This window comes from Paenibacillus sp. FSL R7-0198 (assembly GCF_038000415.1).
GTDB lineage: Bacteria > Bacillota > Bacilli > Paenibacillales > Paenibacillaceae > Paenibacillus.
The window spans coordinates 882,774-902,209 of the sequence record NZ_JBBOCB010000001.1; the positions used below are offsets into that span (position 1 = coordinate 882,774).

A 19,436-nucleotide genomic window follows, 5' to 3' on the forward strand; every position below is an offset into this window, starting at 1 on the left:
TAACGAGACTGCTCTTTGTTTATTCTATAGCGCCAATCACCTTGTATCAGAAATATTGTGCGCCATTACTCGCAATGACATCTTTGTACCAGTGAAAACTCTTCTTTTTCACTCTGCGAAGTGTGCCCGTACCATCATTATTTCGGTCTACATAGATATAGCCATAACGTTTCTTCATCTCTCCGGTACCCGCACTGACCAGGTCAATCGGTCCCCAGCTTGTGTAACCTATGAGCTCTACACCGTCTTGAATCGCTTCAGCCATCTCGGCAAAATGACTATTCAAATATTCGATGCGATAGTCATCTTCAACGGAGTCATTGTCTAACAACACATCGGTTGCCCCAAGTCCATTTTCTACGATAAACAACGGTTTGCCATAGCGGTCATGCAGTTGATTAAGCGTAATTCGAAGCCCCTTAGGATCAATGGTCCATCCCCACTCAGATGCTTGAAGATATGGATTCTTCACCGAACCAAATACATTGCCTTCTGTCGAATCTTTCAAAATCTCAGGGTCCGTACTTGTACACCGGCTTGCATAGTAGCTAAAACCGATATAGTCGACCGTGTTCTGCATCAATATATCTGCATCTTCCGGTTGCATGTCAATCTGAATGTCATTTTCTCTGAAAAATCTTTTTGTATAACCCGGATATGCTCCCTTCGACTGCACGTCGATGAAGAAGAACGATTCACGATCTTTCTCCATGGCTTTCCATACATCATCCGGATTAGAGCTGTATGGATACACCATTCCAGCGGCCAACATACAACCAATCTGTGCACCAGGAATGATATCATGACAAGCCTTAACAGCAAGTGCACTCGCTACCAATTCATGATGTGCTGCCTGATATAGGACCTGATCTTTGTTTTCACCTTCCTGCAGAACAATACCCGCTCCAATGTACGGGAGATGCAGCAACATATTGATTTCATTAAACGTCATCCAGTATTTCACTTTATTCTTGTATCGATTGAACAATGTCGTCGCATATTTCTCAAAAAAATCGACCATTTTGCGATTCTTCCAACCGCCGTAAGTCTTGACCAGATGTACAGGTACATCGAAATGGCAGATCGTCACGACAGGTTCAATATTGTATTTCAATAACTCATCAAAGACATCATCATAAAATTGCAAGCCTGCTTCGTTTGGCTCCGCTTCATCGCCATTAGGGAAAATCCGTGCCCAGGCTATGGAAAGCCTGAGGCACTTAAATCCCATTTCTGCAAATAACGCAATATCTTCCTTATATCGATGATAGAAGTCGATGGCTTCATGTGAAGGATAAAATTCCCCTGCTTTTGGCTCATACGAATCCAGGTTACCCAGAGCAATATTCCATCGATTGGCACCAATCGGAATCAGATCTACAGTTGTTAAACCTTTGCCACCTTCCAGATAAGCACCTTCCAATTGATTCGCTGCAGTAGCTCCTCCCCAAAGAAAATTCTCCGGGAAGGCTGTAAATTTTTCATTCATTGAGACGTTCCTCCTATACCATCTGTGATTCCAATTAGCTTAATACCGTGATCAATTTATCTTTCTCATGAACGGATGCCTCTTTTGTTCCTACAACGTCCAGATAACTTGAAGTATTAGTGACAATGATCGGTGTAACTGTCTCATATCCTGCATCCTTAATCGCTTGTAGATCAAACTCAACAATCAGGTCACCAGCGTTAACACGGTCTCCATCTTTCACATGAGTTGTAAAATGTTGACCTTTCAGCTTTACCGTATCCTGTCCAATATGGATCAGCAACTCTACACCATCATCGCTTACAAGACCAATAGCGTGTTTGGTACGATATACGGTTTGAACAACACCTGTAATTGGAGATACCACTCTGCCACTGGTTGGACGGATTGCAATCCCTTTACCCATGTGCTCTCCTGCAAACGTTATGTCATTAATTTCGTTCAATGCAACAACTTCACCAGCCATTGGGCTTACAATTTCGTATCTGCTGTTCGGATTTGGATCAAGTACAGGTGCTGGAGCTGGTGCAGCTTCCACTTTGTCTTTGAACCCAACCACGTACGTCAGAATAAAACCAAGGACAAATGCGATACCACATGCAACCAGAGCCATATAGAAACCAGAATCAACACCTGTTGCTTTATTAATGAAACTTGGGAATCCGAATACTCCCAGTCCACCAAAGATGTATAATTTCGAACCGGCCAGTCCCAAGATACCACCACCGATACCACCAGCAATACAGCTCATGATAAATGGTTTTTTCAGTGGAAGTGTCAGACCGTAGATAGCTGGCTCGGTTACACCGAAGATCCCAGAGATGAAGGCCGGAATACCTAAAGATTTCAATTTCGTATTTTTCGTTTTCAGTATAACGGCAAGTACAGCACCGATTTGAGCAAAGGAGGCAGCAAAAGACATGGCAATTACCGGATCAGCCCCAGAAGTACTCAAGTTAAGAAGCATGACTGGCACGAGTCCCCAGTGGAGTCCAAACAGTACAAACACTTGCCACAATCCACCGATAAGCAAACCTGTAACCACTGGACTTAAATCGTAGATGCCGGTTGCTCCTGCACCAATCAACTGGCCTGCCCAAGTGGATACTGGACCAATCAGTATGAACGTTGCCGGAACGATAACGAGCAATGTAAAGAATGGAACAAGGAACGTGCTAACAACTTTAGGAATAATATTTTTAAAGAATCTTTCAATTTTAACAGCGAAGAATGTAGCAATAATGATTGGAATAACCGATGTTGAATAACTCATCAGAATAACTGGAATACCCAGGAACGTAATGTGAATCGGTGATTCAATTAACGTACCTGCAAACAGGGTGTACAATGGATCTCCAGCAGTCAAACCAGACAGCGAAGGATAAACTAACGAAGCACCTATCGCCATTCCCAGGAACGGTGAACCGCCAAATTTCTTGATTGCCGTATAACCAAGGAAGATTGGGAAGAAGTAGAACAGACAGTCACCCGTTGCATTTAACAGTTGGTACGTTCCAGAAGTTTCCGTAATCCATCCAAAGGATAAAAACATGGCTGTAAAACCTTTGATCATACCTGTTGCAGCCAGCAAACCGAGTAACGGTGTGAACACACCGGAGATCATGTCGATAAATCGACTGAACAATCCAACTTTCTTGCCTGAGTTGTCTGCTTCCTCTTCAAATTGACCTTCACTTGGGAAATTCCCCGCTTTAACCACTGCTTTATATACATCCGGCACTTCATTGCCGATAACGACCTGATATTGTCCACCACTTTGCATGACGGTAATAACACCTGGCAGATTTTTAAGTTCTTCCGTTTTGGCTACGCTTTCATTTTTAAGTTTAAACCGCAGTCTTGTTACGCAATGGAATACACTGTTTACGTTCTCGCGACCACCTACACGTGACAGAATGTCCTTAGCTAATTGATCGTAGTTGCTCATTGTAATTCTCCCTCTCTAAGTAGACTCCCCATGACTTTTGAAACAAATAAAACCTGAACCACTGAACATACACAACATACCGGATCGTCCGGAAATCAGTCGTGTTATTCAGCAATTCAGGTTTTGCCCTTAACGGTTGCAACCCTGTAAGGCTGTACACATTGGTATTTAATTATTTGGATAACGAAAGTAAGTTGCATTCCATACCCTCTGAACTGAGGATGGTCGGCATTGCCTGATTGAACAGTTACAACCCGATTGATGTATGCGCTTACTTCTTGAACTCATCATAGTACATCTGAACTACGTTTGCAACACTTATTTTTATTAAATTCATAAATGCATTAAAGTGACCGAAAATGCTAAAAAGAGACGCTTTCGAAAGCATCGAAAGCGTCCCTTTTTAGCATAATGTTCACATTTATAAATACGCACTGAAGCAGAATTAACCAATAACAGTAACCAATTTATCCTTTTCTTGCACTTCCCGATTTGTTGTAGCAACCACGTCCAAATAATCTGCCGTATTGGTCACAATAATCGGTGTTACGGTCTCATATCCCGCCTCAATAATAGCTTGAAGATCAAATTCAACGATCAGATCACCAACACTCACACGATCTCCGTCTTTCACATGGGCAGTGAAATGTTGACCTTTGAGCTGTACCGTATCCTGACCGATATGGATTAGAATCTCTACACCTTGATCATCCACAAGTCCGATTGCATGTTTGGTACGATAAATCGTCTGTACCACACCATTAATCGGAGATACAACTCTCCCACTGGTTGGACGAATAGCAATCCCTTTACCCATATGTTCACCAGCAAATGTAGCATCGTTAATTTCTTGCAAAGGAACCACCTCACCCGTCATTGGGCTGGCAATTTCGTAACGATTGTTTGGATTAGGCTCAAGTGCAGCCTTCTCTTCTTTTACTGGCTCTGGAGCCTGTTTGGCAGCCTCCGGATTAGCAGGATCTTTGAATCCTACAAAATAAACGAGAACAAAGCCTAGTACAAAAGCAATGATAGTGGCAATCATAGCCATCCAGAATTCATAGTTAATCCCTGCTGTCGGACTAATAAGCGCTGGAACACCAAAGATGCCTGATGCAAATACAAACATTTTGGAACCTGCGAATCCAATAATACCACCAGCTACTGCAGAAGAAATACAACTCATAATAAATGGTTTTTTCAGTGGCAAAGTAAGACCATAGATAGCAGGCTCAGTTACGCCAAAAATCCCGGACACAAAGGCAGGAACCCCTAGTGATTTGAGTTTGGTATTTTTCGTTTTAAGCATAACGCCAAGAACGGCACCAATCTGAGCAAAAGAAGCAGCAAACATCATCGCCAGAATCGGATCTGCTTTCAGAGTGGACAGATTCAGCAACATGATGGGTACGATACCCCAGTGTAACCCGAAGATCACCAATACTTGCCACAATCCACCAACAACAATACCGGTTACTAACGGACTCAAGTCATAAATGCCCGATACCCCGGCACCAATCAGCTGACTTGCCCATGTTGCGATTGGACCAATCAAGAGGAATGTTACAGGTACAACAATCAGAATTGTAAAGAATGGCGTGAGGAACGTTCTCACAACAGAAGGAATGATCTTTTTGAAGAATGCTTCTACCTTTGCTCCAAAATAAGCAGCAATAATAATCGGAATGACGGATGAGGAATAACTCATCAAGATAACGGGAATACCCAGGAACGTGATATGAATCGGTGATTCAAATAATGTGCCTGCAAACAGCGTATAAAGCGGTTCCCCACCACTAAGACCGGATAAGGTCGGATATACAAGTGATGCTCCGATGGCCATCCCGAGGAAAGGAGATCCACCGAATTTTTTCATAGCTGTGTAACCCAGGAAGATTGGGAAGAAGTAGAACAGACAGTCACCAGCAGCATTCAACAATTGATATGTGCCTGAAGCCGGGTCCAACCATTCGAGAGAAGTAAACATGGACAGGAAACCTTTGATCATCCCTGTTGCAGCTAGCAAGCCGAGAATTGGTGTAAATACACCCGAGATCAAGTCGATAAACTGACCCAAGAGACTCTCTTTTTTACCGGAAGATTCTGACTCATCACTTGAGACCGGTTCATCCGCATTCATATTACCCACCTGTAGCAAGGCTTTATACACATCAGACACTTCGTTACCCACAACGACCTGGTATTGTCCACCACTTTGCATTACCGTTATGACTCCAGGCAAATTTTTGAGTTCGTCTGTTTTGGCATTATTGTCATTTTTTAATTTGAAACGAAGTCTGGTCGCGCAGTGCACCACGCTGTTAATGTTCTGTTTACCACCAACGCCAGACAGAATGTCTTTGGCTAATTGCTCGTGTTTCATGAAGTCTTTTCTTCCTTTCTGGCTAGACACGGATTCGAAGCATATTGGAGAGAATAAAAAAACCTGAACATCTGAATGTACGGAACATCCGGTTAACGGTATGTTCTGTCATTCAAGCGTTCAGGTTTTGCCCTAGTGGTTGCAACCCTGCAAGCTGATCTATGGGATTATTCAGAAGTTGCATTCACAACTCTCTCAATATGAATCGTTAAGTACATCATTTCTTCGTCAGTTAGTTGATACGTGTAGTTGCTTTCAATGAATTTCTTGATTTTCTCCGAGCACTTGTGCGCTGCTGGATACTTTTTCTGAATCATCAGAAACAGTTCATCATCGTTGTTGCTCTTGTAATGTTTTCCCTTCACCAAACGTTGGGCGAAAAACTTCAAATGCGTCACAAAGCGATAAAATGTCAGTGAGTTCTCATCAAAATCAATCTTGAAATGATACTTGATGATTGTCAAAATTTCCTGCATGACCTGCGTCATACTCTTGATGTTGGGCATTTCCTCATTCAAAGCTGCATTGACAAAGTGAAGTGCCATAAAACCGGCTTCGTCCTCGGGCAAGATCACACCAAACTGATCACAGATCATATTGAGCGCTTCCATTCCGACTTCATATTCCTCTTTGTATAACTGCTTTGTCTCCCAGATTAAGCCGTTGCGTATGGGCAGATTCTTGCGATACCGCTCAATGGCAAAGTGAATATGGTCTGTGAGATGTAAGTAAATGCTCTCATTTAATTTCTTTCCAAGTTTTAGCTTGGCGTAAGCGATGATTTCCTCGGATACTTTCATGTATTCCAGAGGAATGCTTGAGATTAATGCCTTGAAGTTTTCCTGAATATCTTCATTCTGTAAAGTAAATATCTTGTCGATATGCTGCTCGGAAACCATATCACCCGCCCGCTTCTGATAAGCAATCCCCCGGCCAATGATAATAACTTCCTGTTCGTCATTCATTGCAACTACAGCATTATTGTTCAGCACCTTCTCGATTTTCACTTTATCACTCCAATATACAGAAAAAGACAAACCAATCCCTTTTCTCAAGGTATACGGCTTTGCCTGATTCAACAGTTACAACCCGATATGTTGTACGCGCTTCCCTCATAATATTACAAATTTCTACACAGTGCAACAAAAAGTTAATATCGAATTAGCATGACTCCCGATCTAGGTAAATATACTCACAGGAGTGTGCAAAACATGAATTATTTTACAAGGATTTATGGTTTAATGTTTTTTGCTTTCTTTCTCCAGTTCCGCTTCAATTCTTCGATTAATCGTGTCCATTTCTTCTAGATCCAAACGATCAACTTGAGTGTATTCTTTATCCATCTCGTACTCTTTCGCCTCGCCTTTGTTCATTAACCCCAGATGATTCTTGATGTCTCGGATATCTTCACGCATATGCATCGTCTGACGGTAATGATCTATCACAAGTGCGAAAACAATGCCCCCGGCCAGTATTGGACCGAATGGGATCAGATAACATAAAACAAGTCCTATGAGCAAAAATATAACAAAATACATATATAGTGCCCCTCTCATATAAAGTATCTACTTTGCTAAGTTAGACGTTTCTCAGATTACAAATTAAAGCGTTCCTGGATTAACTGTGCCACTTCATCCGGGCTCTTATGTGTGTTATCGATCCGTATGTAGTGTTCATGCGTGATTTCTTCTGCTTCCGAGTTCAGTCGATATTTCTTCATCGTATCAAGCAAATCTCGCTCAGACCACGCGATGTCACGTTTTGTTGGCTTATGCAGCAGCCGATGCGGACTCTTGTTACGCTCCAGTCTTTCCGATGGATCAGCCTCCAGTTCCACATAACAGACCTGTCCTCCATTAGATTCGAATAACTCCCTGATTTGACGAATGTACTCTCCGTCTTTCGCCAAATCAAACGCCCATACAAAAGTAAAAATCAAACCCGGCAAATCACTCTTTGCCACTTCTTCAAAAATCTCCTGCCGGAACAGACTCACCAGTCTTTTGCCTTGTGGTGTACCATAGCTGAAATAAGGAGACACCAATTCAATGGTCATATGGTTATGAAACAATTTAAGCTTTGTTATCTTCTCCAGTTCTTGCCCAACCGTCATTTTGCCCACAGCCTGCGGACCAAAAATAATCACCAATTTCATTCGATCACTCCTGACAAGGTAGTGTGCATTCCATTAATTCAATTTTATGGACATTAAACTCTATGATACCTTCTTTAGGACAAATAAAAAAGAGGTTTCAAGTGATTCCCTCAACGCTCGGGGCCTTGAAATCTCTTATCTTAAATGAAATATGTTTATTTTAACTTAACGTCCAATCAGTACCCATCCCCACTTCATCCGGCGCAATCCCATCGCGCAGATCCATGAGATCAGGAGCGCGACAATATAAGATAGAATGATACCCAGGCTGAAGTGCCGAGCCAGTTCATCTGTGAATTCACGTCTCCAGAAGAGCAGCACAAGTGGGTGCATTAAAAACACACCGAACGCAACTGTACCCAAGGAGTCCAGAACATGCGTAGCTTTACGAACTTCAGTATGTTTTCCTGTGCCGATTCGTTCACTAAAGATCAGCAGGAGCAAGCAGGCTGACAACGTAAATAGATTTCGGAACAGGAACAGCACGGTATAGGTTACCACCGGGTATGCAGCAAAAGCGGTTTTGATATAAGCATTACCATATATAAAAATGGCACCTCCGCTCAACAACGCAGCTATAAGCACGTAACGGTGAGTATACAGTTTATTCAATGCCCACTCAAAGTTCAGCCCAACCCATGCGCCAAAACCAATCACGATCAGATAACTGGCTAACAAACTTCCTGTTCGTTCGAAGTGAAACTGCAAATGTAGTGCATAGAAGATCGCTTGGCCAGCAATAAAGAATAATGGCAAATAACGATTAAACAAACGATGGCGTGTAAGGGACAGAAGCCATGGAAAAACGATATAGAATTGAAGAATAATCAGAAAAAAGTACAAGTGTGTATGAGCGGTTCCCATCACTAATTGTTTGGCAAATTGAACACCATGGGTCAAAGGTTCTTTGCCCGCAAGCAACTGTTTAATAGCAAAGTAGATAAGGGACCACATCACATAGGGTACAAATACATTAAATAAACGCTTCTTATAAAAAGCGAGCATCCAACCCTTCTCATTCACCTTGGAGCTGTAGTTGTAGAACAAGACCAGGGATGAAAGGAACAGAAACGCTGGAACGGCAAATTGCAAAAACGTGTTCCAGAAATAATACACATCATGATCTAATGTGTGCTTGGGGTAATGCGCAACTGCAGTTGAAGTTGCATGAATAGCTACCACTGCCATGATGGCAAACGCACGATAGAGATCCAGGTACTCAATTCTCCGGGGCCGATTAACCGGTTGATTCATAAAGATAACCTCACTTGTGCCTGATATGGGATGATAGTTTCCGGCCGCAATCCAGATTCTATGCTTCATTTTAATCAGCACACGAGGGTAATACAATCATAATCCATATTATTTTCGTTATATTACACCATTATTCTGCATTATTCGACATTTTCTATCCAGAATCGTTCAACAATGTTGCCATTTGACTCCACATAGTCTTCATCCCGAATGCCACCATTTCGAAGGATAACCCTTCTGGAAGGCTCATTAACCGCATCGCATACGACCAATACTTTGGTAATTCCAAGCTCTCTCGTTTTCTCCAAAGAAAGCCTGAGTATTTCGGAACCATAGCCACTTTGCCGCTCTCCTGGACGAATACCATATCCAATATGCCCTCCACTGTTGAACAATTTGTCGTTAAGCTCATGCCTTATATTGACGGCACCCACGATTTGTTGACTCTCCGTGACCAGCCAGTATGTACTGTCTTTGACCCAGCCTTCCGGGATGTCAATCCCTTGTTCATTGCGCTGCAAAAACGCCAACATCTCATCGAACGCATAAGGATCTTTGGAAATGACCCAAGGTACCATCAATTCTCCACTTCTGATCCAGTCTTCATAAAATGCCAAATACGCATCCTTATATGCTTGTGATGGTTTAATTAATCTAACGTGTTCTTTCCCCATGACCCGTATTTCCTCCCAACAGATATTGATATTGCCACGTTCTCTCTTCCAGGACACGACGTTCTTGCTCTTCCATCAAACAGTCATAAAAGATAGCTTTCACTGCATACGTTGCGGCATGCACCGCATGGCCTTTGACATGGGCCGTTGCAGCTGCGTGTCCCGCCGCACGAGATGCAGCAGAGGCAGCGATATTATCGGCTTCCCGTGCAGCAGCATGAGCTGCAAAAGCCGCCTTTCGAGCATCAACCATGGTAATCTCTCCACGGATCCAACCTCTTCCTGCATTAATGGCATCACGGGCGCGGAGATCCTCCAACTGGTACGCCTCAAATATAGGCAAGACACGTGCCGCACACTCCGTAGCCCAACAGGCCAATGTATGGTGATCTTGTTGCTTAGCCAAATCCTCTATTTCGCGGCGCAAAGGTACATCTTTGAATGCAGGTTCTGCCATGGTCATGCTCCTTTCATTGTTCAAATACTACAAATTCACTCTCAGACAAGTTCCAAAAAGGACCTGCGTGTGCAGATCCTCTTCAAGTGTACCTCTTATCGCTTTTTCTATCATTATACGGACTCTGTCAATGTTGCCTCCTGAACACCCCGTTCATTCTTCGTATCCGTGTCTTTGTACGTGAATTGGTAACTCCCAGATCCAAGTGTGACTTCAACATCGTCTCCAATACTTTGAATATTCTCGACTTCACTTACCTGATCCAACGGGTTCCCTTGCTCCAGAATGATCTGTGCACCTGCTCCAGGAAGACGTACCGTACCTCTTGTGTTGGCGGGAATATGCACCCGAATCTCCATTTCACCCTCCGCCAGTCGGTGCCAGCTTGAAGCAACTTGACCATACATCGTCTCCAGACTCGCTTCTACCCAATCCAGTTCAGGTCCGGGTTGCGGCTCTATATGCACCATTCGGAATCCTGGCTGATGTTCATCGGACCGAATGCCAGCAACATAACGATACAGCCATTCTCCAATCGCACCGTACGCATAGTGGTTAAATGAGTTCATATCAGCACTCCAGAGACTTCCATCCTCTTTGATCCCATCCCAATGTTCCCAGACAGTCGTTGCGCCTTGAGTCACCTGATATAACCAGGACGGATAATCTTCTTGAAAAAGTAATGTATAAGCCAGGTCGTGAAGTCCCGCATCACTCAGTACCGGATTCAGATAAGGTGTGCCCACAAAGCCTGTAGTAAGATGATTCCCTGCCTCTCTCACAAGTTTCTCCAATTGTTCAACTGCACGAGTTCGGGCAGTGGCGTCCAGCAGGTCAAACTGGAGTGCAAGAACATGCGCTGTTTGCGTTGGAACAGCGATTTTCCCAGCTGGAGTCACGAATTCATTTCGAAACGCATGAACAATGTTTGTATGCAACTGCTTGTAATATTCAGCATCGTCTGTCTTTCCAAGTACCTCAGCCGCTTTTTGAGTTAACGCAACCGAATAGGCATAGAATGCAGTCGCCACATAGTCCGTGTCCGTTGCGCCGACATAACTATCGGGCTTGGAGTCCAGTCCCAGCCAATCGCCAAAGTGAAATCCCGTGTTCCACAGATACGGATTGTCACCCTGCACGTGAATGTATTCGACCCACCGCTTCATACTCTCATATTGCTCGGCCAGTAATCTGGCATCCCCATACATCTCATAGATGGTCCATGGACAGATGACGGCTGCATCACCCCAAGCGGCGGAGGAATGACTGGTGTCTCCCCATCCTTCTGACGTGGAACTTCTCAGATCCGGAACGAAGAAAGGAATACCGCCATCTTCTCCCTGATCCGCTTCCAGATCCCGTAGCCATTTGGTGAAGAAGGGAGCCGTATTCATCAGGTAGGAAGATGTGCGGACAAACATCTGTGCATCACCCGTCCATCCGAGCCGTTCATCCCTCTGTGGACAGTCTGTCGGCACATCCAGGAAATTCCCCTTTTGCCCCCACAATATATTGTGATGCAGTTGGTTCACCAGTGGACTGGAGCATGAGAACTGACCTGTTTGCTCCATATTTGAGTGCAGCACTATTCCGGTGAATTCATCCAGACGAACGTGTTCCGGGAAGCCAACCAGCTTCACATAGCGAAAGCCTTGGAATGTAAAATGCGGTTCAAATGTTTCCACGCCATCCCCCTTGCAGGTGTAGCGAATACACTGCTTGGCGGCGCGAAGATTATCGGTGTAAAAGTTGCCTTCATGATCCAAGATCTCAGCATGGTGCAGCTCAACCGTCTGACCCGCCTTACCTTGAATGCTGAATCTCACCCATCCCACCATATTCTGCCCCATGTCTATTACACGATCTCCCTGTGGAGTTGTCAGCAAAGCAATTGGCTGTAACTGTTCGACTTGGGTGACGGGTACGTTCTCCTGCGCAACGATGATACCTTTCGGGTGCTCCAATACGTTTACGGGTAACCAATTCACTTCAGATGAATCCGACCAATCGGACTCCATTCGTGCATCATACGTCTCCCCCATATAGATGTCCGACATACGAATGGCACTTGGAGCCGCCGTCCAATCCCCGTTAGATAAAATAGATTCCTCCGAACCATCTGCGTATTTTATGTGCAATTCCAGCAGCAATGCGGATGTTGAACCGAATATCTCCCTTTCTTTATTCCAGCCAAGATACCCTCGGTACCAGCCATCTCCCAGATTAGCACCTAATGTATTCTGTCCATCCTGAAGCAGGTGGGTAACATCATAAGTTTGATATTGTAATCGCTTACGATAAGAGGTCCAGCCAGGTGTAAAATAATCTTCTCCTACTCTTGTGTTGTTCATATGCAACTCGTATAATCCAAGTGCTGTTACATATATTCTGGCAGACGTAACAGGTTGTTTCACATTAAACTGCTTGCGCATACGTGGGCATGACGTATCTCCATCATCTGATGGTTGAGCTGTGATCCATTCTGCTTGCCACTTGTTATGACTATCCATAAGTCCCATCTCGAAAAAGGTCGTTTCGGACCAACCGGAATCACTTCCTGCATCATCCCATGCCCGAATCCGGTAGTAGTATCGCGTTCGCGGAGAAGGCTGAAAATGTTTTAATTCCACATGTATGGATTGATCCGTGCTAATCTTGCCTGAATCCCATACAATCCCATCAAAACCTTCCGTCAATGACAGCTGAATCTGGTATGCGGATTGCATGCAGTTCCGACGATCAGACTGCAACTGCCAGCTTAATCTCGGTGATTTTACATCAAGGCCTATCGGATTGATTCTATACTCACAGCGAAGGTGCCTCACGTTGAACATTAGCAGATCGTCCTTTCCATCTTGGCTTCCCATTCGGGGTTACGATATAATTATATCGATCCTGTTGCCCTAAATACCCGGTAATCAGGACTATTTCATCCGGTGATTCAGCCATTTGTGTGAGGAGGTTGCTTGTGAATTCATCTGTACAACTCATGAAAAGCGAATACTTTCTGCATAATCATCTGCAACTTTTCGTCAATCGTTGCTCTGAAGATTTTGTGCTTCCTTTTCACGCACATGATTTTATTGAGTATAGTTATGTTGCCGAAGGAAAGGGCTTTCATCATATCGGTGAAGATGTCATTCCGGTGACAAAGGGGATGCTGTTTGTTATTCCTGTCGGCGTTCCTCATGTCTTTCGTCCTGTGAGTACAAACGTAACCGAGCATCCGTTAATTCTATATAATTGCTTATTTAATGCTGAATTGATCAACACCCTGACATCCGTCATTCAGGAAAAAGAAATCATTCAACATCTGATGGATCTGGCACAAAATCAGGTTCCTTATATATCTGTTGTGGATCACAACGACCGGATTGAAGAACTAATGGTGAAGCTGTACCGTGAATCCTCCGTTCCGGGAATCGGTTCGTCTACCATGTTATACACCCTGGTGAGCCAGTTGGTATTGATGACCTACAGGCAACTTTGTCAAAAGGATCATGATGAAGAGAATCATTCCACCGGTTTTGATTACATCCTTCACTATCTCAAGCAACACGTTAGCGACCGAATCCGAATGTCTGATTTAGTACGTGTATCGGGCTTTAGCGAAAAACAGATTGGCCGAATGTTTCTGCGACATACCGGACAGACCTTTAGCAGCTACCTGCAACACCTGCGTATACAAAAAAGCTGCGAAGTTCTAAAGAGTTCACAGCACAAAATCAGCCTGATTGCCGAGCTGGTCGGATATCGGGATATGGATTCATTCTATGGTGCATTCAAAAAAATAACAGGCGAAACACCTCTCGCCTATCGCAAAAAATCCAGAGCACAGCACTCTGGACAATAAGGCTTTCAGACACCAACAACCTGTAACACTTCATCTATGTATGCCTTGGCCTCTTTCCATGAAGACATCAACGGAAAGTTGTATCGCTCACGCTCCTGTATATTCCACGGATGTGGGATACAGATGACCTTTTTGCCGTCCTCATGGGCGGGAATCAGATTATGTGCTCCATCATCAATGAGCAGATCGAATCCGAGCAAGTTTTTTCTTTTACATGTAATAAACTGTTCAGCCGTTATAAAAGGCATGTGCTGCTGAAGCCAGTTCCACTTCTCAACAACTGTTCTTGGTTCTGCTGCCGTCACAACAATAACATCATAAGCATCGTTCAGCTTTCGCATCTCATTTACTACATACTCGTCGTATAACTCCAATTCCTCGAACAGACCCGGCCGACCATAAAATACATCGTGCGTGCTCTCTGGATGACGCAAATGGGATGTATCCCAATGAATCATATCCTCATAGCGCAACGGATGGGTCGGGAAGTTGAGGTTGTTGTGATATATAGCCCGCTTGACCAGATGACATATCGTGTCATCCATATCTACAGCAATAATAGGCTTCTTCATGGTTATCCCTCCCCCAATACGATCACAGTATACCATCCAGAATGTTATGCAGTCATCTTTTTTACCTTAAAATTCCAATAGCGTTGATGAGAATTCCACCTGATTATATTAAAAAGGCGCCCCGGCGCCGTAATACCAGCTACGTCCGGGGTGCCTGTATAGGTTGATCTATTCCAAGTTCTCACCATTGGAGGCAATGACTTTTTGGTACCAGCCAAAGCTCTTTTTCTTATACCGATTCAATGTGCCTTGTCCGTTGTCATCCTGATCCACGTAGATTACGCCATAACGCTTGGACATTTCCGAAGTGGATGCACTGATGATATCAATCGCTCCCCAGTTGGTATATCCCATCAGGTCCACACCATCCATAACGGCTTCTTTCATTTGTGTAATATGTTTTCTCAGATAATCAATACGGTAATCATCGTTGATGGAACCATCTGCCTCAACCGTATCTTTCGCGCCAAGGCCGTTCTCTACCACAAACAATGGCAGTTGATAACGGTCATACAGCTCTTTCAATGCAACGCGCAGACCGATCGGATCAAGCTGCCAGCCCCATTCCGTACGCTCCAGATTCGGATTCTTAATCGTACTGTACAGGTTACCTCCAGTTACTCCATATTCCTCTGGGTTCACTGCGGACACCAAGGATGTGTAATAACTGAATGAGATGAAATCAACCGTGTGCTCACGCAGGATCTGCTCATCTCCTTGTTCCATGGCAATGGTAATCCCGTTCTCTGCCCAGTACCGAGCCATAAACGTTGGATAACTACCACGAACTTGTACATCCGTATGCAGCAGGTTGAGTTGATTATCGATCTGAGCTTGCAGCACATCCTCTGGCTTCGACGTCGCCGGGTAGTGTATCATACGCGCAAGCATACATCCGATCTGGAAGTTCGGGTTAATCTGACGTGCCTTTTCTGTTACCAGGCTGCTGGCTACAAATTGATGATGAAGTGCCTGATAAGAAGCCTGCATCGTGTTTTCAACCCGGTCTTCAATAATACCGCCACCTGTGAACGGTTCAATAATGGTTGTGTTAATCTCATTAAACGTCAACCAGTATTTGACTTTGTCCTTGTATCGGGTCATCACGGTTTCCGCATATCTTACAAAATGTCCAATCACTTCACGACCAGCCCAGCCGTTATATTTGAGGACAAGCGCCATAGGCATCTCATAATGCGAGAGGGTTACAAGCGGTTCAATATCGTATTTACGGAGTTCATCGAACACTTCGTCATAGAAGCGCAGTCCCTCTTCATTTGGCTCGGCATCATAACCATTCGGGAAAATACGCGGCCAGTTGATGGACAGACGGAATGTCTTGAAGCCCAGCTCTGCGAAGAGTGCAATATCTTCTTTGAAACGATGGTAAAAATCAATCCCGTAACGCTTCGGATAACCTTCTGCACTATGATGTGACATTGCTTTCTCAACCGTTGCACTGGTAACATGCATCAGTTCTCTAAGGTTGGTATAATCCTTTTTTTCAAAATAAGGAACCATGTCGGCTGTCGACCATCCTTTGCCACCAGCGTCAAATCCACCTTCAGCCTGGTTAGCGGCAATAGCGCCGCCCCATAGAAAACCTTCCGGGAACCCTTGTCGATTAATCATTCGTATCTCTCCTTCTTTTGTTGATATTGTTAGTCCTAAGACGGACAGTTTAGATCTCAGCTTTCAATACGTCTTCACCCATCGTGATTTCGCCCAATTTCACAGGTAGAACCTGCTTGTAATCAGCCGTATTGGTAACAACCATAGCGGTTGTGATGTCGTATTCTTTTGCAATCTCGGCCAGTTCAAATGTGAGTAACTTGTCTCCAGCCTGTACACGTGCTCCTGTAGCAACATGTGCATCAAAATACTGTCCACGCAGCTTCACCGTGTTAATTCCAACATGAATCAACAATTCCATTCCGTTATCACTGCGGACAACGATCGCATGTTTCGTTTTGAAGACATTCATGATGGTACCTGTCACTGGAGAAACCAATTCGCCCACCGTTGGAACAAATGCCACACCTTTACCCATCAATTCATCACCAAATGTTGGATCGTTGACTTCTTTGAGCGGGATGGATTTTCCTGTCATCGGTGCAACAGCTACTGCATCACTCGTTGGAGTTGGATCGCCCATGTCGTCCACATTTACGGTTGCAGCTTCGTTGGAAACAACTTTCGCTGGTGCTGTAGAAGCACCCGGTGAGAATTGAGCTAACGCCTCAGCGTCTCCTTCTTCTTCTTTGATACCAAATATCGTAGACATGATTGCACCCACGATAAAGGCCAAAATCATGCCCCCAAAGGAGTACCAGAAGGTCTGTCCGATTAGGGAAGGAAGTCCTGGGAGACCACCGTTACCCGCAAGTACATATGCTTTCGCGCCAAAAGCAAGGGCGAATCCGCCACCCACTGCACTACCAATCATCGCTGCGGCAAATGGTTTTTTATACTTCATGTTAACCCCGTACATAGCCGGCTCCGTTACACCCATGAGTGCGGTGAAGCTCGTTGACAATGCCACGGTTTTAAGTTTTTTATCTTTTGCCCGGAAGAATACGCCGAGTGTTGCACCAGCCTGACCCATATTGGAGATAAAGGTCAATGGCAAGAATTTATCAAAGCCCAGTGTAGCGATATTACTCAGAATGATTGGCACAAGTGCATAGTGCATTCCTGTCATAATAATGAGCGCCATCGCGCCGCCAAGAACAATACCTGCAATCAATCCGCCTTCATTCAGCAGCCAGTTGATGCCACCAGACAATCCGCTACCTACAAATGTACCCAATGGACCAATTGCAATCAGCGTCACTGGAACCATAACAAGCAAAGTAATCAGCGGCACAAGCAATAGCTTGAGTGCAGCAGGGATAACACGGTCAACCCATTTCTCAACATAAGACATCAACCATACTGCAAGAAGAATCGGGATAACCGATGAAGCATAACTTACTGCTGTAACCGGGATTCCCAAAAATCCAACCGATTCACCGCTAGATAACAATGCTGTCATGTCTGGATACATGAGTGCCGTACCTAGTGCAATCGCAACAAACGGGTTACTGCCGAATTTACGAGCAGCGCTGACTGCAATCAGTAAAGGCAGGTAGTGGAATACGCCGTCACCGATGGCTGAAAGAATACGATACGTATCTGTTCCGGCAGACATCCAACCTACGGACACGAATAGTGCAAGTAATCCTTTGAGCATACCTGCCGCAGTAATCGCTGGAAGCATCGGAGCAAAGACACCTGCGATTGTTTCAAAAATTTTCAGCACGACATTTTGTTTTTTATCCGATTTTGGCTCTTTGTTTTCTGTAGTTTGCTGGATTGCCGGATTTTCCTTCACCATAGCGTCGAATACTTTCGACACGTCATTACCGATAATGACCTGGAATTGATCACCGGAAACATTCGTTCCCATGACCTTATCCAATTTCTTGAGTGAGCCGTTATCAACTTTCTCGTTGTCTTTCAGATCAAAGCGCAGTCGAGTAACGCAGTGATACACCGAGTTAATATTGTTTGTTCCCCCAACGGCTTTAATGATTTCCTGCGCCGTTTCCTGATGTTTCATGATGTTTTCCTCCTCATTTTTCCAATAAAAAATACCCGAACGAATCTAGCGCATATTGATGGCGCCATCTCATTCGGGTATTGCCTGATTGAACAGTAACAAGCCCATAGGATATCCAGTTGTGATTTGATTCTATTGCGTGGACTTTTCGTCCCGCTTGGTTTTCATCAAACGTTCCAGATGGAGCGTTAGATATAACTGCTCAGAGTGAGTCATGTCATACTGATAGTTCTTATGGATAAAAGTCTCGATCTTGCCAATACATTTGAATGTCTCCGGATAGTTTTTCCGAACCACTTCATATAAATACTCCTCAGCATCATCATGTGAAGAATGGGTAATTACACGCTGACAGAAATATTTCAAATGGGTGATGAAGCGGAAATAGTTGACGCTATCTTCATCCAATTCGACGTTGAAGTGATATTTAATGATATTCATAATCTCCTGCAACAGCTGCATCAGATGGGTGACATCGTTCATGGAATCATTGACTTCCGCATTGATGAAATGTAAGGCAATATTACAGATTTCATCTTTGGGAAACTCAATATCCAGTCTTTCCTTCAGCAAGGTCAGTGCTTCTCTGGCCACATCATACTCCGCCTTATAGAAGTGCTGAACTTCCCAAGAAAGTGGATTACGAGTAATCATTCCTTTTTCCAAGCGTTGAACAGCAAAGTGAATGTGATCAGAAAGCGAGACATAGATCCCGTCACTGATGGTTTTGTTCAATTGCGTTCGTGCCAGTGTCACAATATCATCTGTTGCCTGCAGAATCTCAATCGGCACTTCAGCTACGATGGATTTGAATTTCTCATAAATCGATGCATCCTGAAGACGAAATACCTTCTCAATCCGCTCTTCATCAATCTCATCGCCTGCTTTGAACTTAAATCCGATACCCCGGCCGAGGATCAGTAGTTCCTGATTTTTGTCATCCACGGTACTGACAATATTGTTATTAAATATCTGTTTAATAATCATTATGGACCCACCTGGTTTTTTTTGAGGAATAAAAAAGGGCAAAACCAAAACAGAAATAATAAA

16 protein-coding genes are annotated in these 19,436 nt (G+C 44.1%); 1 reads left to right on the forward strand and 15 read right to left on the reverse strand.

From position 1 onward, the window contains the following. Positions 1–46: 46 nt before the first annotated feature. The 11 genes from MKY87_RS03580 to MKY87_RS03630 form a co-directional block, all read right to left on the reverse strand. Positions 47–1,489 (reverse strand): 6-phospho-beta-glucosidase, encoded by a 1,443-nt coding sequence (locus tag MKY87_RS03580; RefSeq protein ID WP_338587350.1) that lies wholly within the window; start codon positions 1,487–1,489, stop codon positions 47–49. A 34-nt stretch (positions 1,490–1,523) separates the two neighbouring features. Beyond that, entirely contained in the window at positions 1,524–3,437 is a 1,914-nt protein-coding gene (locus MKY87_RS03585; protein ID WP_340962965.1) for a beta-glucoside-specific PTS transporter subunit IIABC, read from the reverse strand. A gap of 445 nt (positions 3,438–3,882) precedes the next feature. Next, the gene (locus tag MKY87_RS03590) at positions 3,883–5,820 is read right to left on the reverse strand and encodes a beta-glucoside-specific PTS transporter subunit IIABC (protein ID WP_340962966.1); all 1,938 of its coding nucleotides are present in this window, start codon (positions 5,818–5,820) and stop codon (positions 3,883–3,885) included. A 167-nt stretch (positions 5,821–5,987) separates the two neighbouring features. After that, on the reverse strand, positions 5,988–6,827 hold the full coding sequence (gene licT / locus MKY87_RS03595; RefSeq protein ID WP_091034839.1) for a BglG family transcription antiterminator LicT: 840 nt from the start codon (positions 6,825–6,827) through the stop codon (positions 5,988–5,990). 231 nt (positions 6,828–7,058) lie between these two features. Then, a complete protein-coding gene (locus MKY87_RS03600) occupies positions 7,059–7,358 on the reverse strand; it encodes a hypothetical protein (protein ID WP_339783171.1) in 300 nt (99 codons plus the stop codon). A gap of 56 nt (positions 7,359–7,414) precedes the next feature. After that, positions 7,415–7,975 carry an AAA family ATPase gene (locus tag MKY87_RS03605; protein ID WP_339783169.1) on the reverse strand — a complete coding sequence of 187 codons (561 nt, stop codon included), beginning with the start codon at positions 7,973–7,975 and terminating at the stop codon, positions 7,415–7,417. Between the two features lie 165 nt (positions 7,976–8,140). After that, positions 8,141–9,298 (reverse strand): acyltransferase, encoded by a 1,158-nt coding sequence (locus tag MKY87_RS03610; protein ID WP_340962970.1) that lies wholly within the window; start codon positions 9,296–9,298, stop codon positions 8,141–8,143. A gap of 71 nt (positions 9,299–9,369) precedes the next feature. Further along, positions 9,370–9,903: a GNAT family N-acetyltransferase gene (locus MKY87_RS03615; RefSeq protein ID WP_340962972.1), complete on the reverse strand. Its 534-nt coding sequence runs from the start codon at positions 9,901–9,903 to the stop codon at positions 9,370–9,372. Beyond that, positions 9,884–10,360 carry a putative immunity protein gene (locus MKY87_RS03620; RefSeq protein ID WP_339783163.1) on the reverse strand — a complete coding sequence of 159 codons (477 nt, stop codon included), beginning with the start codon at positions 10,358–10,360 and terminating at the stop codon, positions 9,884–9,886. Before MKY87_RS03620 ends, MKY87_RS03615 begins: the two co-directional genes overlap by 20 nt. Positions 10,361–10,473: 113 nt before the next feature. Continuing rightward, positions 10,474–13,194 carry a family 78 glycoside hydrolase catalytic domain gene (locus tag MKY87_RS03625; RefSeq protein WP_445259896.1) on the reverse strand — a complete coding sequence of 907 codons (2,721 nt, stop codon included), beginning with the start codon at positions 13,192–13,194 and terminating at the stop codon, positions 10,474–10,476. Beyond that, positions 13,166–13,309: a hypothetical protein gene (locus tag MKY87_RS03630; protein ID WP_340962974.1), complete on the reverse strand. Its 144-nt coding sequence runs from the start codon at positions 13,307–13,309 to the stop codon at positions 13,166–13,168. The genes MKY87_RS03625 and MKY87_RS03630 overlap by 29 nt, the downstream gene beginning before the upstream one ends. Positions 13,310–13,328: 19 nt before the next feature. Here MKY87_RS03630 and MKY87_RS03635 point away from each other — a divergent pair, with 19 nt between their 5' ends. Next, positions 13,329–14,213, forward strand: a complete 885-nt coding sequence (locus MKY87_RS03635) for an AraC family transcriptional regulator (protein ID WP_339783160.1) — start codon at positions 13,329–13,331, stop codon at positions 14,211–14,213. A gap of 5 nt (positions 14,214–14,218) precedes the next feature. Here the strand turns inward: MKY87_RS03635 and MKY87_RS03640 are convergent, their stop codons facing one another. The 4 genes from MKY87_RS03640 to licT (MKY87_RS03655) form a co-directional block, all read right to left on the reverse strand. Next, complete coding sequence (locus MKY87_RS03640; protein ID WP_339783158.1) at positions 14,219–14,785, reverse strand: 5' nucleotidase, NT5C type; 567 nt, start codon at positions 14,783–14,785, stop codon at positions 14,219–14,221. 168 nt (positions 14,786–14,953) lie between these two features. Next, positions 14,954–16,417: a glycoside hydrolase family 1 protein gene (locus MKY87_RS03645; RefSeq protein WP_339783157.1), complete on the reverse strand. Its 1,464-nt coding sequence runs from the start codon at positions 16,415–16,417 to the stop codon at positions 14,954–14,956. A gap of 49 nt (positions 16,418–16,466) precedes the next feature. Further along, positions 16,467–18,386 (reverse strand): beta-glucoside-specific PTS transporter subunit IIABC, encoded by a 1,920-nt coding sequence (locus MKY87_RS03650; RefSeq protein WP_339783156.1) that lies wholly within the window; start codon positions 18,384–18,386, stop codon positions 16,467–16,469. Positions 18,387–18,518: 132 nt separating this feature from the next. Then, positions 18,519–19,373, reverse strand: coding sequence for a BglG family transcription antiterminator LicT (gene licT / locus MKY87_RS03655; protein ID WP_036613466.1), 855 nt, complete (start codon positions 19,371–19,373; stop codon positions 18,519–18,521). Positions 19,374–19,436 lie beyond the last annotated feature (63 nt).

Coding starts and splice junctions, on each gene's coding strand:
- MKY87_RS03605 (WP_339783169.1), bottom strand. CDS start 7,975: ATGAAATTGGTGATTATTTTTGGTCCGCAGGCTGTGGGCAAAATGACG.
- licT (WP_036613466.1), bottom strand. CDS start 19,373: ATGATTATTAAACAGATATTTAATAACAATATTGTCAGTACCGTGGAT.
- MKY87_RS03610 (WP_340962970.1), bottom strand. CDS start 9,298: ATGAAGCATAGAATCTGGATTGCGGCCGGAAACTATCATCCCATATCA.
- MKY87_RS03590 (WP_340962966.1), bottom strand. CDS start 5,820: ATGAAACACGAGCAATTAGCCAAAGACATTCTGTCTGGCGTTGGTGGT.
- MKY87_RS03640 (WP_339783158.1), bottom strand. CDS start 14,785: ATGAAGAAGCCTATTATTGCTGTAGATATGGATGACACGATATGTCAT.
- MKY87_RS03615 (WP_340962972.1), bottom strand. CDS start 9,903: ATGGGGAAAGAACACGTTAGATTAATTAAACCATCACAAGCATATAAG.
- MKY87_RS03600 (WP_339783171.1), bottom strand. CDS start 7,358: ATGTATTTTGTTATATTTTTGCTCATAGGACTTGTTTTATGTTATCTG.
- MKY87_RS03645 (WP_339783157.1), bottom strand. CDS start 16,417: ATGATTAATCGACAAGGGTTCCCGGAAGGTTTTCTATGGGGCGGCGCT.
- MKY87_RS03625 (WP_445259896.1), bottom strand. CDS start 13,194: ATGTTCAACGTGAGGCACCTTCGCTGTGAGTATAGAATCAATCCGATA.
- MKY87_RS03580 (WP_338587350.1), bottom strand. CDS start 1,489: ATGAATGAAAAATTTACAGCCTTCCCGGAGAATTTTCTTTGGGGAGGA.
- MKY87_RS03630 (WP_340962974.1), bottom strand. CDS start 13,309: ATGGCTGAATCACCGGATGAAATAGTCCTGATTACCGGGTATTTAGGG.
- MKY87_RS03585 (WP_340962965.1), bottom strand. CDS start 3,437: ATGAGCAACTACGATCAATTAGCTAAGGACATTCTGTCACGTGTAGGT.
- MKY87_RS03650 (WP_339783156.1), bottom strand. CDS start 18,386: ATGAAACATCAGGAAACGGCGCAGGAAATCATTAAAGCCGTTGGGGGA.
- MKY87_RS03620 (WP_339783163.1), bottom strand. CDS start 10,360: ATGGCAGAACCTGCATTCAAAGATGTACCTTTGCGCCGCGAAATAGAG.